General features: G+C 33.8%; 12 protein-coding genes. 6 read left to right on the forward strand and 6 right to left on the reverse strand.

Features of this window, described 5'->3' with window-relative positions:
• Nucleotides 1-8: 8 nt before the first annotated feature.
• Entirely contained in the window at nt 9-2,096 is a 2,088-nt protein-coding gene (locus ACPF9A_RS07865; RefSeq protein WP_424003262.1) for a TonB-dependent receptor domain-containing protein, read from the forward strand.
• A 1-nt stretch (nt 2,097) separates the two neighbouring features.
• Here ACPF9A_RS07865 and ACPF9A_RS07870 read toward each other — a convergent pair whose 3' ends face one another.
• Both ACPF9A_RS07870 and ACPF9A_RS07875 read right to left on the reverse strand, forming a co-directional pair.
• Nucleotides 2,098-3,642: a glycine--tRNA ligase gene (locus tag ACPF9A_RS07870; protein ID WP_424003264.1), complete on the reverse strand. Its 1,545-nt coding sequence runs from the start codon at nt 3,640-3,642 to the stop codon at nt 2,098-2,100.
• Between the two features lie 37 nt (nt 3,643-3,679).
• Nucleotides 3,680-4,579 (reverse strand): hypothetical protein, encoded by a 900-nt coding sequence (locus tag ACPF9A_RS07875; protein WP_424003266.1) that lies wholly within the window; start codon nt 4,577-4,579, stop codon nt 3,680-3,682.
• Nucleotides 4,580-4,619: 40 nt separating this feature from the next.
• Here ACPF9A_RS07875 and ACPF9A_RS07880 point away from each other — a divergent pair, with 40 nt between their 5' ends.
• Nucleotides 4,620-5,327 (forward strand): ComF family protein, encoded by a 708-nt coding sequence (locus tag ACPF9A_RS07880; RefSeq protein ID WP_424003268.1) that lies wholly within the window; start codon nt 4,620-4,622, stop codon nt 5,325-5,327.
• 45 nt (nt 5,328-5,372) lie between these two features.
• Nucleotides 5,373-6,989 (forward strand): Ig-like domain-containing protein, encoded by a 1,617-nt coding sequence (locus ACPF9A_RS07885; RefSeq protein WP_424003270.1) that lies wholly within the window; start codon nt 5,373-5,375, stop codon nt 6,987-6,989.
• On the opposite strand, the gene ACPF9A_RS07890 is transcribed toward ACPF9A_RS07885, so the two are convergent.
• Both ACPF9A_RS07890 and ACPF9A_RS07895 read right to left on the reverse strand, forming a co-directional pair.
• Entirely contained in the window at nt 6,973-7,758 is a 786-nt protein-coding gene (locus ACPF9A_RS07890) for a nitrilase family protein (RefSeq protein WP_424003272.1), read from the reverse strand. The two genes, ACPF9A_RS07885 and ACPF9A_RS07890, sit on opposite strands and share 17 nt — an antisense overlap.
• 5 nt (nt 7,759-7,763) lie before the next feature.
• Nucleotides 7,764-8,228: an ankyrin repeat domain-containing protein gene (locus ACPF9A_RS07895; RefSeq protein WP_424003274.1), complete on the reverse strand. Its 465-nt coding sequence runs from the start codon at nt 8,226-8,228 to the stop codon at nt 7,764-7,766.
• A 132-nt stretch (nt 8,229-8,360) separates the two neighbouring features.
• On the opposite strand from ACPF9A_RS07895, the gene ACPF9A_RS07900 reads away from it, so the two are divergent.
• The 3 genes from ACPF9A_RS07900 to ACPF9A_RS07910 all read left to right on the forward strand — a co-directional run bounded on the left by ACPF9A_RS07900 (nt 8,361) and on the right by ACPF9A_RS07910 (nt 11,544).
• Nucleotides 8,361-10,556, forward strand: a complete 2,196-nt coding sequence (locus tag ACPF9A_RS07900; RefSeq protein ID WP_424003276.1) for a PAS domain-containing sensor histidine kinase — start codon at nt 8,361-8,363, stop codon at nt 10,554-10,556.
• A gap of 10 nt (nt 10,557-10,566) precedes the next feature.
• Nucleotides 10,567-10,974: a response regulator gene (locus tag ACPF9A_RS07905; protein ID WP_424003278.1), complete on the forward strand. Its 408-nt coding sequence runs from the start codon at nt 10,567-10,569 to the stop codon at nt 10,972-10,974.
• 162 nt (nt 10,975-11,136) lie between these two features.
• Complete coding sequence (locus tag ACPF9A_RS07910) at nt 11,137-11,544, forward strand: response regulator (protein WP_424003280.1); 408 nt, start codon at nt 11,137-11,139, stop codon at nt 11,542-11,544.
• A 2-nt stretch (nt 11,545-11,546) separates the two neighbouring features.
• Here the strand turns inward: ACPF9A_RS07910 and ACPF9A_RS07915 are convergent, their stop codons facing one another.
• Nucleotides 11,547-12,911: a DUF5689 domain-containing protein gene (locus ACPF9A_RS07915; RefSeq protein WP_424003282.1), complete on the reverse strand. Its 1,365-nt coding sequence runs from the start codon at nt 12,909-12,911 to the stop codon at nt 11,547-11,549.
• Nucleotides 12,912-12,922: 11 nt separating this feature from the next.
• Nucleotides 12,923-15,664, reverse strand: a complete 2,742-nt coding sequence (locus ACPF9A_RS07920) for a TonB-dependent receptor (RefSeq protein ID WP_424003284.1) — start codon at nt 15,662-15,664, stop codon at nt 12,923-12,925.
• Nucleotides 15,665-15,718: the final 54 nt, after the last annotated feature.

Below are 15,718 nucleotides of genomic sequence, written 5' to 3' on the forward strand. Positions count from 1 at the left end.
ATCATCCTATGAAAAAACTAGTATTCTTAGTATTATTTATTAAAATCTCTTCAAGCCTTTTTGCACAGAATACTGTCGAAAAAGATAGTATTACCCAATTAAACGAAGTTATTGTAATAGACACGCTTACGGCAGAAAATGCTATTGGCATTATCCCTTCACAGACCATTGGCGCATCTACATTTGCAAATTATAGTCCCGTTGATTTTACTAGTTCTATTAATCAAGTTTCTGGTGTCTATGCGTTATCGGGTGCTTTGAACACCAATAGAATAACAATTAGAGGTGTGGGCGCACGAACACTTTATGGCACCGATAAATTAAGACTTTACTACAACAATATTCCTATTACAAACGGAACAGGATCTTCAACTATTGAAGCGTTTGACCTAGAAAACCTAACCTCTGTTGAAATCATTAAAGGACCAAAAGGAACTGGATTTGGAACTAATTTAGGCGGAGCAATTATCTTGAATACCAAACAACTGAGCGACCAACCTACTAAGCTCACCAATAATACTACCATTGGTTCTTACGGATTATTTAAAAATAGTTTAGGATTTACTCATTCACAGGAGGATTTTTACATGACGCTTCAATACGGTCATATGGAAATTGACGGATATCGTGATAACAATAGATTTGAACGTGACGGATTTCTACTGAATACCATTTTTAAACTTTCAGCTAAAAGTGAAATCGGACTTCTGATAAATCATATTGACTACTCGGCTCAAATCGCTAGCTCAATAAGTCAAGAAGATTTCGATGAAGACCCTACCCAAGCTGCATTTACTTGGCAATCGGCCAAAGGATATGAAGACAACAATTACAGCCTAATAGGTCTTTCTCATACCTATTACGCAAATTCTAATATTAAAAATACGACCAGTTTATTTTACACTTATTTAGACCATTATGAACCTGCGCCGTTCAATATTTTAGATGAATACACTAACGGCTATGGTTTTAGAACCTTATTCTCTGGTAAAATAAATATTTCTGAAAATGCCCTATTGTACACCTTCGGTGCTGAACTTTATAAAGATGAATACTCATGGGGAACTTTTGAAAACCTTTATAGAGATAACAATGGTAACGGAAGCTTACAAGGAGACAGATTATCTCAAAACAAAGAATTTCGAAGCCAAATTAATGCTTTCGCAACAGCTTCTTATTCATTTACGAATAAATTGACCGCACAATTGGGCTTAAATAGTAACAAAACTCAATATAATTTTAGAGATCTGTTTAATACTGGTGAAACAAATACAAGTGCCAATAGGGATTTTAAAACCTTATTCTTACCTAGTTTAGATGTCAACTATGCTATTACCGCATTCAACCAATTATATGCGAACATTAGCCGCGGATTTTCTAACCCGAGTTTAGAAGAAACATTAACCCCTGACGGAATTATAAATACCGATATTGTTCAAGAAACGGGCACAAACTACGAAATTGGCATTGAACATAAAAGCAAAGATGATAGGCTAAAATTGGATGTCGCTTTTTACCTAATGCCCATTAATAATTTACTTGTCGCCAAACGCGTTGGCGACAACCAGTATATTGGGCGTAATGCGGGTAAAACCAAACATCAAGGTGTTGATCTAGACTGGAGTTATCGCATTAACTTAACCAATAAAATAATGATATCACCATTTATAAGTTACACCTATAGTAATCATAAATTCGTTGATTTCATAGATGAAGAGGCTGATGCAGATTACTCTGAAAATGCACTAACAGGTGTGCCAAAAAACAAAATAAATTCTGGAATACAGACGAATTTCGGAAACGGATTGTTTGCAAATATTACCCATCAATTTATTGATGAAATACCGTTAACAGATGCGAATTCACTTTATAGTGACTCCTTTAATTTATTGAACATTAAAGTGGGCTACAAAAATCAAATAACAGATAAATTACGTGTAGGCATAGATTTTGGCATCAATAATTTAACAGACACAAAGTATGCCCAATCAGTATTAATAAATGCCTCCGGATTTGGAGGAAATGCCCCAAGGTATTTCTACCCTGGGAACACTATTAATTATTATGGTGGTGTAAAACTGAATTACACCCTATAAATTATTCCATTTTTTTTAACCAAGTACTCATATCGACCGCATTATGAATAATACCTTTCAATGCCGATATAGCAACACGTTCTTGTTCCATTGAATCTCTATGTCTAATAGTAACAGTCTGGTCTTCTAAAGACTGGTGGTCAACAGTAATACAAAACGGAGTACCATTGGCATCTTGTCTTCTGTATCGTCTACCTACAGCATCTTTTTCATCATAAGTAACATTAAAATCCCACTTAAGATCATCAATGATTTCTTGTGCAATTTCTGGTAAACCATCTTTTTTAAGTAATGGTAATATAGCAGCTTTTACAGGTGCCAAAACAGCTGGTAACTTAAGTACTGTTCTAGTTGTATTGTTTTCTAATTCTTCTTCTTTAAGAGAGTTAGAGAATACTGCTAAGAACATTCTATCTAAACCAATAGATGTTTCCAATACATAAGGAACGTAGTTTTTATTTACCTCATGATCGAAGTATTGTAGTTTCTTTCCAGAAAACTTCTCATGACTACTTAAATCAAAATCGGTACGAGAATGTATACCCTCTAATTCTTTAAATCCGAATGGAAAACGAAATTCTATATCAGATGCTGCATCTGCATAATGTGCTAGTTTCTCATGGTCATGAAAACGATAATTATCTTGACCTAAACCAAGTGACAAGTGCCACTTCATTCTTTTTTCTTTCCAGATTTCATACCACTCTTTCTGGGTTCCTGGTTGTATAAAAAATTGCATTTCCATTTGTTCGAACTCACGCATTCTAAAAATGAACTGTCTAGCAACAATTTCATTTCTAAAAGCCTTACCGGTTTGTGCAATTCCGAAAGGAATTTTCATACGACCAGATTTCTGAACATTTAAAAAATTTACAAAAATACCTTGTGCAGTTTCTGGTCTAAGAAATAGATCCATTGCTGTTTCTGCATTGGCACCTAATTTTGTGCCGAACATTAAATTGAACTGCTTTACCTCTGTCCAGTTTTTAGAACCTGACATAGGGCAAGCGATATCTAATTCTTCTATTAACGCTTTTACATCGGCTAAATCTTCTTCTTGTAAAGATTTTGCCAATCTACTTAAAATGGTTTTTCCTTGCTCTTGATACTCAACTACACGTTGGTTTGTTTGCAAAAACTGCTCTTTATCAAAAGCTTCGCCAAAACGTTTTTCAGCTTTACCGACTTCTTTTTCAATTTTCGCATCGATTTTGGCTACATAATCTTCTACCAAAACATCTGCACGATATCTTTTTTTAGAATCTTTATTATCTATTAAAGGATCATTGAAAGCATCAATATGCCCAGAAGCCTTCCAGGTTAATGGATGCATGAAAATTGCAGCATCTAAGCCAACAATATTGTCATTGAGCTGAACCATGGCTTTCCACCAATAGTCGCGTATATTCTTTTTAAGTTCAACACCATTTTGACCGTAATCATAAATAGCACTTAACCCATCATAAATTTCACTAGATTGAAATACATATCCGTATTCCTTTGCGTGAGAAATTACACGCTTAAAATCATCTTCTTGCTTTGCCATGTGGCAAAAATAGAATAATAGCCCAAAAAAAAAATAATTATTTCAATTCAAATTCAGAAGAAGTAATTAAACGTTCGTCTTCAAATACATTTAAAGTGTAATTACCTTCCATTAATGAACCTTCTGGTATGGTAATCGACTCGCATAAAGACTGGTCTAATCCTGTAAAAATAAATTCAACTCTTTTGCTATAAACATTTCCATTTACAGTAATGGTATTAGCATTATCTTCAACAATCTGTTTGTTGGGATCTAAAAACTGTAGATAAATAACTTTTTCATTATTAGCTTCACTCTCATCTGCCAAAACTGTAACGCAACCTCTTAATTTTTCAATTATAGATGCCTTGTTCGTTTTAGTCGGTTTTGTACCACGAATTAATCTAAAACCGCTTCCTTCAGAATTTGCCATTTTTAAATAGCTTTTCGTCTTTAATTTCTGATTCAGTTCTAGTATTTTTCTTCTTTGTAAAGCCTCGGCTTCTGCTAAAGAATTACTGTTTGTTCTAAGATTTTCAATTTGCTTACGAGACTCATCGTATTTATCGGTAAGTAACATGTTATTATATCGTAAGAAATTGTTCTTTAAAATTAAACTGTCGTTCTTAGATTCTAACCTACGTAATTCTGTTTTGAATTCCCTTAGCTTTTGAACCGTAAAGTTTAAACGCCCAACCGAATCTAAAAGTTCTTGTACTTTATATTTAGAATCTTGCAATTCTATTTCATTCATTTCACTTTTAGCAGATAAACGTGCTACATCTGCCTTCATGATAGTAAGGTCTTTTACTAAAATCTCTTTTTCTTGTTCTAAGAAACCGATTTGGGCATTTGACTGGGCATAACTATAATAGAATGCAATTAGTAACGCTATAATAACAGCAACAAATGCTGCAAGTATTATTTTATAATTGAATTTGTTATCTTGACTGTCCATTTAATAAGCGGGCTGTAGGTTGTTTAATCTGTAAAATTTGATGAAAAACATAATTTCAAATATACTAAAGGATGTTACCAACATACTACTACCCATATCATGTTTTGGATGTAATGCTCGATTATATAGAGGAGAGGCTCTTCTCTGCACATCTTGCCGACATCAATTACCCCTTACCGAGTATACATTTAACGATGAAAATGCCGTTGACCGTATTTTTTATGGTCGAATTAACATAAAAAAAGCAAATTCATTCTTATTCTTTACCGAAATTGGAATCGTAAAGAACCTTATCCATTTTTTAAAATATAAGAATCAAGAAGGTATTGGTCACTTTTTAGGCGACTGGCACGGACAAGTATTAAAAAAGCAAGGTCATTTGCCACAAATAGATTTTGTTATACCCGTACCATTGCACCGAAAGAAATTAAAAAAAAGAGGTTATAACCAAGTCGCACTTTTTGCCAAACAAATTGCCCACCACCTTAATGCAAGGTATGCAGATGATTTACTTATAAAAACAGCAAATACTAAAACCCAGACCAAGAAAACAAGATTAAACAGATGGTATGATAATAGGTCTTTGTACGAAATAATAGATAAAGAACTACTTGTAGATAAAACTATTTTATTGGTTGATGATGTAATTACAACTGGGGCTACTATAGAAATCTGCGCAAATACCTTTAAAGATATTAAAGGCGCTGTCATTTATATTTCTAGTATGGCCGTTGTACCAAAGAATTAGAATTCTATAAAATAAGTTGTTTCTTTGCGGTCGATAATCACACTAATGAGCAGAAAAATTTTAGGTTTTATATTTGTTTTTATCATCGTATTGGTTTCGTACCAATGTGCACAACGCGGTACACCGACAGGCGGACCAAAAGATATTACACCACCAGAATTAACGAGGGCCGAGCCACCCAATTTAACTACTAATTTTACGGGACAGAAAATTAGATTGTATTTTGATGAATTAGTGAAGCTAAAAGATATTCAAAAGCAACTTATAATTTCACCCCCTTTAAAAAATGCTCCGGTGCTTTCACCTATTGGCAATGCCAATAAATATGTTGAAATAACGATTAAAGATACCCTTGAGCCGAATACTACATATACATTTAACTTCGGTCAAGGTATTGTTGATAATAACGAAGAAAATCCGAAATCTTTTTTCACCTATGTTTTCTCTACTGGCGACTATATTGATTCATTATCGCTAACAGGTGTAATTAAAGATGCGTTCAATAAAAAAGCCGATGAATTTGTTAGTGTAATGCTCTATAAAATTGATAGTAGTTACACCGACTCTACAGTTTACAAGAGACCCCCGAATTACATTACAAATACTCTAGATAGTGCAGTTATATTTAAACTTAATAATTTAAAAGAAGGCAAATACGCTTTGTTCGGTATTAAAGATGCCGCAGGTAATAATTTATTTGATCAAAAAACCGATAAAATAGGATTTGTAAGAGATACCATCAACTTACCTACAGATTCTATTTATTTATTGAATCTATTTAAGGAAGTACCCGATTACAGCGTTGCCGTACCTAGTATGGAAGCTAGTAATAGAATTAGTTTTGGCTATTATGGTGATGGTACCGACATCTTCATTGAAACCATTACCGAAATACCCGATACCGTTAGAACAATAATTACCAAAGAAAGAGAAAAAGATACACTTAATTTCTGGTTTACACCTTATGAAATGGACTCTCTACTTTTCGTTGTTACCAATGAAGCCCTATCAGTAAAAGATACTTTCAAAGTTAAAAATAGAAAAGTAGCATTTGACTCTTTGAAAATTGCAATGAGCCAAAAGGGTAATATAGAGATGGATAAACCTTTAAACCTTTTAAGCAATACGCCAATAATTAGGTTCGATAGTACCAAGATTAAATTTATGGATAAAGATTCTGTCGAAATTGCCTATAAATTAAAACTTGACACCCTACAAAATTTATTGAATTTTGATTTTAAGGTTAATCCAGATCAAAGTTATAGAATGGAATTAGTGCCCGGTGCAGTAACTGATTTTTTCGAAACATCGAACGATTCGGTAGCATACTCATTTCGAACAAAGAGTATTGCCGATTATGGCAACCTAACCCTAAATTTAAATGGTAACACTATTGTTTACCCCATAATTGTTCAGCTAACCAATGAAAAGGGAGATTTACAGCGAGAAATTTTTGCTAGCGGACCACAAGAATATGTTTTCAACAATCTGAACCCAGGTAAATACCAAGCTAGAGTCATATTCGATATGAACGGTAACGGAAAATGGGATACTGGTAGTTTCTTAGAACATAGACAACCTGAAAAAATAAGCTATTACCCCACATTAATAGAATTACGTGCCAATTGGGAAAAAATAGAGACATTTAATTTAATAGATTAAAATCATCCCTGTCATTTAGAAAACGAAGCTTTTTGCGAACGAGGTCAATTTCTTCTTTTACTAATTCTACAATTATTGTTTCTTCTTTTTCGGTGAGCGAAATCAACCCGCCTAGTGGGTCGTATGCGCTAGAATGCCCTGGGTATTGATGACCTACCTCATCTACACCAACACGATTTACACCAATACAATAAACCATATTCTCAATGGCTCTTGCTTTTAACAGTGCATCCCAAGCATTAATTCTTGGTGTAGGCCAATTTGCCGTATACAATAACACATCAAAATTTTCTGTATTTCTACTCCAAACCGGAAAACGAAGATCATAACATACTAAAGGGCAAATAGCAAACCCCCTAAAATGCATTATTAATCTTTCGGTACCTGCCGTATATTTTTCATGTTCACCTGCCAATGTAAATGTATGCCGTTTGTCATAGTGGTCATATTCTCCATTAGGTTTTACAAAAAAGAGTCTATTGTAATAATTTCCATTATCATAAAATACCGTACTGCCAATAACAGCGCTATTTTTAGAGCCTGCCATCTTCTTCATCCAATCTAAGGTTATTAAACCCTCTTGGTTATCAATATTAGCAGGTGATATAGTAAAACCCGTAGTAAACATTTCTGGTAGTACTATAAGATCAATATCTTGTTCGATTTGTTTAATTTTATCACCGAACATGTCTCTATTTGCACTAGGGTTTTCCCAATGTAAAGAAGATTGTATTAAGGCTATTTTTAAACGGCTGGTATTCTGTTGCATAATACTTATTCCAATAAATCTACAAAAGCACTTACCCCTTGAGTTTTAGCAATATCTAAAGCATTGTTTCCCCTATTATCTTTAATCGACTTATCTGCGCCATTGGCAATTAATAACTTCGCAATATCTAGGCGATTAAATTGGGTGGCATATATAAGGCACGTAGCCCCCATTGCATTGCGCTCATTTAGCTGCGCCTTCTTTTCTATCAATAATTTAGCGATATCGGTAAAACCTTTAAAACAAACACCCATTAAGGCCGTATTACCAGAGGCATCTACAGCATCGATTTTTGCACCTTTGTCCAATAACAGCGATGCAATCTCCATTTCATCATAATACGTTGCTAAAATTAATGGGGTCGACCCTCTAGCATCTTTACTATTAACAAGTACAGGATTCTTTTCTAACATAGATTTAACCTCGTTATAACTACCTTCTCTTATTCCTTTAAAAAAAAACTCGTTCATAAGATTGTATTATAAATTATTCTCATTATTCAGAAAACAGAAGCAATTGAACTAAGAAGTATTTTCTTACCGTTCGACAAACTTTTCCTACCTAAAAGATAATATGTACCTTTAATTAAAATTCTAGAACTTTTGAAAACATTAGCCGTTGACTTTCTTTTAAAGGAGTCCCCCAATGCAATTGCTATCGTCGATACTAAGTTAAACTTTATTAGCTACTCTAACCAGTGGCATCAAAAATTTAGTCGCAACGAAACTGATAATGATAACAAACCGCTGTTTGACAACATTATCGAAATGCCCGATTCATTCAAAATTGCTTTAAACAAAGCCTTAAATGGGGAAGAGGACATCAATAATGGGCGAAAATTTATATTGCCGAATGGCAACCTTCAATGGTTGAAATGGAAAATTATACCTTCTAAAAATGAGAATCATGGTTTTGACGGCGCCATAATTTTTCTGGATGATATAACTATTGAACAAAAAGAAATAGAACTATTACATAAAGCTGAAGAGGTTGCCAGAATAGGATGCTGGGAACTCGATTTACTTAATAACACGGTAAACTGGACAAAAACCACGAAAGATATTCACGAAGTAGCCATTGATTTTGTACCGAATTTAGAAGGAGGCATAAACTTTTATAAAGAAGGTATTCACAGAGACAAGATTACCCAATTAGTTGGCTTGGCAATTAGCGAAGGTAAACCGTTTGATACTGAGTTAATTATTATTACTGCCAAAGGAAATGAAGTTTGGGTATGCGCAAAAGGTGAAGTTGAGTTCTTAAATGGTAAAGTGGTTAGACTTATTGGTACTTTTCAAGATATAGATGAGCGAAAGAAAATTGAATTAGCTCATCAAGAAATCTCAGAGCGTTTAAAAATTACGACCCAAACTGCACAAATTGAGACTTGGAATTATGATCTCGCTGAAAATGAATTAGAATGGGATCATGAAATGTATAGAATCTTTGATATTGATAAAAATCAATTTTCTGGGGTTTTTAAAGCTTGGTCATCGGCAATACATCCAGATGATTTAGAAAGAACATTGGCTGCTACAAACGATGCTATCAATGGCATTAAAGATTTCGATGAAGAGTTTAGAATAAAACATAAAGATGGCAATATAAAATTTATTAGAGGGCTATCGAAGACCATTAAAGACTTACATGGTAATGCCATTAAAATGACGGGCGCAAATTGGGATATTACAGAACTTCGTAGTACTGAATTTGAATTAGCCGAAAGTACAAAACTGTTCGCTGAAACCTTCGAGAATTCTGCCATTGGCATGGCATTGGTAAGTTCGGATCTTAAATGGCTTAAAGTTAACAAAAGTCTATCTCATAGTTTAGGGTATTCTGAGGGCGAATTATTAAAAATGACCTCTCTTGATATTACTCACCCAGATGATTTGCCAGGCAGTAATTCTTTTAAAAGTAATGTTGTTGAAGGCAACGATGAAAATTTGCAATTTCAGAAAAGATTTTTTCATAAAAATGGTAATATAGTTCATGCAATTATTGGGGCAACCCCTGTAAAAGACCTAAATGGCAACGTAAGCCATGTAATTACTCAATTTTTAGATATAACCGACCGAATTGAAGCTCAAAAAAAATTAGAAGCATTGGTAGATGTTACCAAAAGCCAAAATGAAAGTTTAACCAATTTCGCGCATATCGTATCGCATAACCTGAGGTCACATTCTACTAATATGACCATGCTTACCAAATTTTTAAATGAAGAGGAAGATGAAGATGAAGTTAAAAATTTAAATAGAATGATCACAAGCGCTAGCCAAAGTTTATCTGAAACTATAGCGCATTTAAATGATGTAGTACAAGTAAAAACCGGTGCACTAGAACAAATGCAAAGTATTAGTGTACTCAACACAATCAATCAAATAACCAAGAGTATAAATGGCTTACTCGAAGAACAGCGCGCAATACTAAATATTAATGTAGATAAATCGCATTTTGTACATGCAGTACCAGCATATTTAGAAAGTATATTTTTAAACGTTCTTACTAATGCTTTAAAATATAGGGCGAAAGAAAGAACACCTGTTATTGATATAAAATCTAAAATTAAAGGAAATGATATTCTAATTTCATTTACAGATAATGGTCAAGGCATCGATTTAAACAGACATGGCGAAAACATATTTGGCATGTACAAAACTTTCCATAAACATAAAGATGCCAAAGGAATAGGGTTATTCATAACCAAAAACCAAATAGAATCAATGAATGGTAGCATAAGTATTGAAAGTAAAGTTGACCAAGGTACTACCCTATATATTAATCTTAAACAGTGCTAAAAAATTGATTATGAAAAAAGTTCAAACTTGCTGTATAATAGATGATGACCCCATATTTGTATACGGTACTAAAAGAATAATTAAAGAAGTAAATTTTGCAGCATCTATACTTGTTTACAATGATGGACAAGAAGCTCTTGACGGACTCACCAAATTATGTATTGCCAATGAGCCTTTACCCGATGTTATCTTTTTAGATTTGAATATGCCAATTCTAAATGGTTGGGAATTTTTAGATGAATTTAAAAACTGTAAAAGTAAAAGATCTAAAAAAATTGTAATCTACATCATTAGCTCTTCGGTTGATCCTAGAGACTTAGAACGAGTTAAAAATTACGACCAAGTAGATACGTATATTCTAAAACCGATTACACCAGATGATCTTGGCAAAATATTAGAAGCTGCTGGTGAAAGTTAATCTATAAATTAAAAGATAAAACACTATTGTTAATAAAAATGAGGGCAACTTGTTTGAACAACCTATAGTACTACCTAATCATTTATATAACTTAGTCACCAGTAATTAATTATCTTTTTTCTACCCAAGATTGAAGGATATTTACTTTTGAAATAATTAAAAATGAGCATATTTTCTAGTTGTTGCATCATTGATGACGACGAATTCTTTTCGGTTAGTAGTAAGATTATTTTGAAACATCATGACTTTAGTGACAATATTCTATATTATTCGGGTGGTCAAGAGGCATTAGACGGTCTTATTGGCTTACTTGTTGAAAACATTAAACTGCCAGATGTCATCTTCTTAGACCTAAACATGCCCAATAGAGATGGGTGGTCGTTTTTGGAAGAATTTAAGGATCTACCTGAAGATAAAATAGGGCATATTCAAATTTATATTACCAGTTCGTTCATAAGCCCTAAATTCATGGATAAGGCGAAAGACTACAAATTGGTTAAAGATTATATCGTTAAACCTTTAACCGAAAGTGCCGTTATAAAAATAATCGATTCAAAAGAAATAGTATAAAATTATCTTACCCCTGGGCTAAAATCTAAAGGAGCATTTTGCGGCTGATTTATGGTACCCTCATCACCTGTATCATTATAAATAGTCCATTCTGTCATCGTAAAAACCGGATTTCCTGAAACTATTTCTATTTTTCTCACAGCCTTACCATCTTCAAATTCATGACTGGTATTACTACCATCTTCACCAATGACTCCGAAAATATCAATGATTGTACCGAAAGGATCTACTAGTACAATAGTATCGTCGCCATTAGAATCTGCCGGGGAATTTGTGCCGACGGATATATCAGGATCAAAACCATACACATTTTTAAACTCTTCTGCGTTGGGCGAAATAACCAATAATCCGTTGGCTTCAATTATATATTCTGATAAATCTATACTAGAACTAACTTCGCTATTATCATTTGTATACCGCTCCAATACCCATCCATTTAACGAAAGACTTTCTACAGATGCATTATTAAGCTCTACAAATCGCGCTCCCGCATTATTATCGGGGTCGGCAATTTCAGATATAAAAATTGAAGAAGACGTAAATTCATCTATCAAATCTTCACATCGTTCTTGGTTAAATGAAAGATCATCTACACTTCTAATGATCAATTGAAATTTATTATTATCCATCGTTAAAATTCCGGTGGCTGTCCCCATTTTATCGGGGAGTATTTCGGCTTGAAAATCAGCATAGCCGCTATTGACCATTACTAATTCATTATCGTCACAATCAATCAATGTTCTCAATGTTTCTTCTTCTTTAATCGCAAACGTTTCGCCTAGCTCTTCTTGCTTTATCTCCACATCAGTTACAACAACCAATGTATTCAACATAGACTCATTTATTTCAGATACTTTAACGGAAGTAGGTACAATGCCAACATTCTCATTACAAGAGACCAATACATGGTCGAAAACCACATTTTTAGGCAGCCTACCTACGCTACGGTTACCAAAAGAAGTAAATACCCCGCCAATTTTGTAAACCCCTTTAGACTCGCCCAAGTACAATCCTTTTAACTTAATTATTACCTGTTGCCCCACACTAAAGAACAAATGAGTATCTCTTAATTCTAATTCAATTTGCATTCCATCTGACGGATTATTTGGCTCATCTTGAAAATGTATGATATTGAAAAAATTACCTTCTTTGTCAGAAGAGATTACATAACCATTAATTACCAAATCGTCTTGAATTTGAATAGTCTCGCCATTATGCATATTCTTTAATTCTGATATACTAATAAACGTAAACTCAGTATCAGAACACTTTAAATCTGGAGCATCAAATTCCTTATCTTTTACACATGATGACAGTATAATACCGATGATTATCATCCAACAAAATATGTTACGTTCTATCTTCATACTATTTGTATTTAAAAACTAAAGGCGAAATTCAAAAAATAGGTTCTACCGAAACCATACCAATACTTAGGCGCAAAAGAAGGATTACCACTTAAATTATCTTGCTTTAGCTGACCATAATTACCATTTCTACTTTGCTCATAACCACCCGTTCTAAAAGTGGTATCAAAAACATTATTGATACTTGCAAAAACACTTATATACTTACCTTTTTTAAGCCACGACTTACCGCCAACCATATTTAATAAATAGAAATTATCTAATGGTTTTTGCTTTAGTAATTTTTGGACATTTTCATCTGTTGCATCAGAAAATCTTAACTGGGTTTCTGGATCAATTAAAAAACTCTGGGTTCTGGTTATCGTAGAAATATTGGCATAGTTATTTGCCAGATAGTTTGCCGAAGCGCTTACCCACCAATATTTGGGATCTCTATATTCTATACCTGCTGCAATTGCTTTCTGCGGACCTTGAGCCAGCTTATAATCTTTAACTGCCGATTGTCCTAAAAATTTAGAACCAGAAATATCGATTAAATCTTCGGTTGCACCTGCTGTATCAAAATTAATAGTCACAAAAGGGTTGCTTGCATATTCATGTTTTGCAACAGAGCCAACTAATGATAATTTAACAGCACTAGATACTTGGTATTCTAAACCAAGTTCAAGACCCATATGTAATTTATCTAAATCAGTGAGTACTTCTTGCACAAAATCTGAACCCACACCCGAATCAACGAAGAAGAAATTTACATCTGTGGTATTTTGAAAACGGGTATAAAAACCTGTAAATCTACCCGTCAATTTCGGCATTCTAAGAAAGTAAGTAGCATCGACACTGGTAATGGTTTCGCTTTGCAAATTGGGAACTATTGCATTATTCTCCCTCGGGTTTATAAATACATTTTGTAAAACAGGTGCATTATTGATAATTGCTGCATTGACCGAAACCCAATGCCTGCCTGTTATTGTATAAGACGCTCCTGATTTTATTGACCAATTTGAAAATTTTACCTGCTCACTCTCCCCAAACGAATTATCTATAAAACGTTCATTCTTAAACAAACCTTCTCTTTGATAGTTAACTAGAGCATACTTACCAGACACAAACGCCTTTACTTTATTATAATGCGCATTCAATTGAGCATAAACATCGGTATTGCTTCCGATTAAATTATATTTGTAATTAAAAACAGCACCATTACGTTTATTTACTTCAGATGAAACATCATTTAAGGTTTCTGAAAACGTATCGATATCACGATGATACGTTGCCCCTAACAAATCATTTATTTGAGCATAGTTTTTAGAATTTAGCTGCCTGTGTGTTACACCTAAATCAAGTTTCAAATGACTATCAATATTTATATTTGCAGTAGCCCTCGCAGTAATCTGATTATCTTTTGTGGTATCATCATAAAGCACATAAGCCGCTTCTCCGTTTTGGCTAATACTGGTATTCGCTTTATAAACATTATCCCAATCTAACTGAGGGTTTTCAATAAAGCCTTCTTCTGCTTGTATTGCACTTTCATAGTTGGCACCAATTGGGGAATTTAGATAAAAACTAGGCAAATAACGGTAGTATGTAGGGTCGGGGTTCGGAGCATTATAATACCCTAAACGACTTCTCTTATACACACCGGTTTGATAGCCCAAACCCGCATTAATTTGTAAACTTTTAGATTCATGATGATAGTTCAATAAGAACAATGGTTCGCGAATATGCCGCTCTCTAGAATTTCTAATTTTTCCGTTTTGTACACCGGCATATGGGTTATATCTGTTTCCTTGAATTTCTTGTACTTCTTCTGTGATAGCGGAAGATCGTCCCCTTCTATTTGATGCTACAATTGCAGTGGCAGAAATTGTATTTTTTTCATTTAAAAGATATTCGAATGAGCCATAAACTGAGTACGAATCATACAACGTACCATCCATATATCCTTCTTTTGCCCAGCGTCGAGAAGCTGAAATAATATAGGCGAATTTCTCATTTTTAACTCCAGAGTTATAGGTTGCCATTAGTCTGCCGCTATATGTTCTATTGGAGAGTGAAGAAGATAATCGCGTACCTGGTCTTAGGCCAGATGGTCGTAAATCTATATTTGTGTTTCCTAAAATTCCGCCAAATGTAAAATCTGATGCTTCTAAACCATTCGCATATTGTTGATTTCTGATTACGTCGTTCAACCCGCCCCAATTATTCCACTGTGGCCTGCCATCATACATTTTGTTCATTGGTAATCCGTTTATGTGTACTTCGCCATTTTGAGAATCATATCCTCTTACCCTAAAAAATGCCTGACCAAAATCAAAAGCCGCCCTATTTAGAAAAATATCTCTCGTTGATTGTAATAAAGCGAGTGCATTTGAATTTATCTCATCATCTAATAACTCATCATCGGAAATATTAATGAGGTTTATAGATTTTTCTACGGTCATATCTCTTTCCAAAAAAATGACACCTAATTCTATAGTATTGTCATCAAGAAATACGGGGATTCTTTTGATATCAAAATCGGGGGTAGAAATTTGAAGTATAAATTCTCCTTTATTTGAAGTAATCAATTTAAATTCTCCTAACTCATTAGTGGTTATCGGTGTAGATTCTCCTTCTAAGATTACTTCTGCATTGGTAATTACTTCACTTTTTATCTTTTCCTTAATTACTCCCGTAATTGTAGTGGCACTTTGAGCTTGTAAGAAACATATTTTAACAAATAGTAATAAAAATAGGGTATGCTTAACCATTCTATATCTTAAGACCTTATTAATGAGCTATTAAGATACTATTTAAGAAATAAT

This window comes from Maribacter sp. IgM3_T14_3 (genome assembly GCF_049603095.1).
GTDB lineage: Bacteria > Bacteroidota > Bacteroidia > Flavobacteriales > Flavobacteriaceae > Maribacter.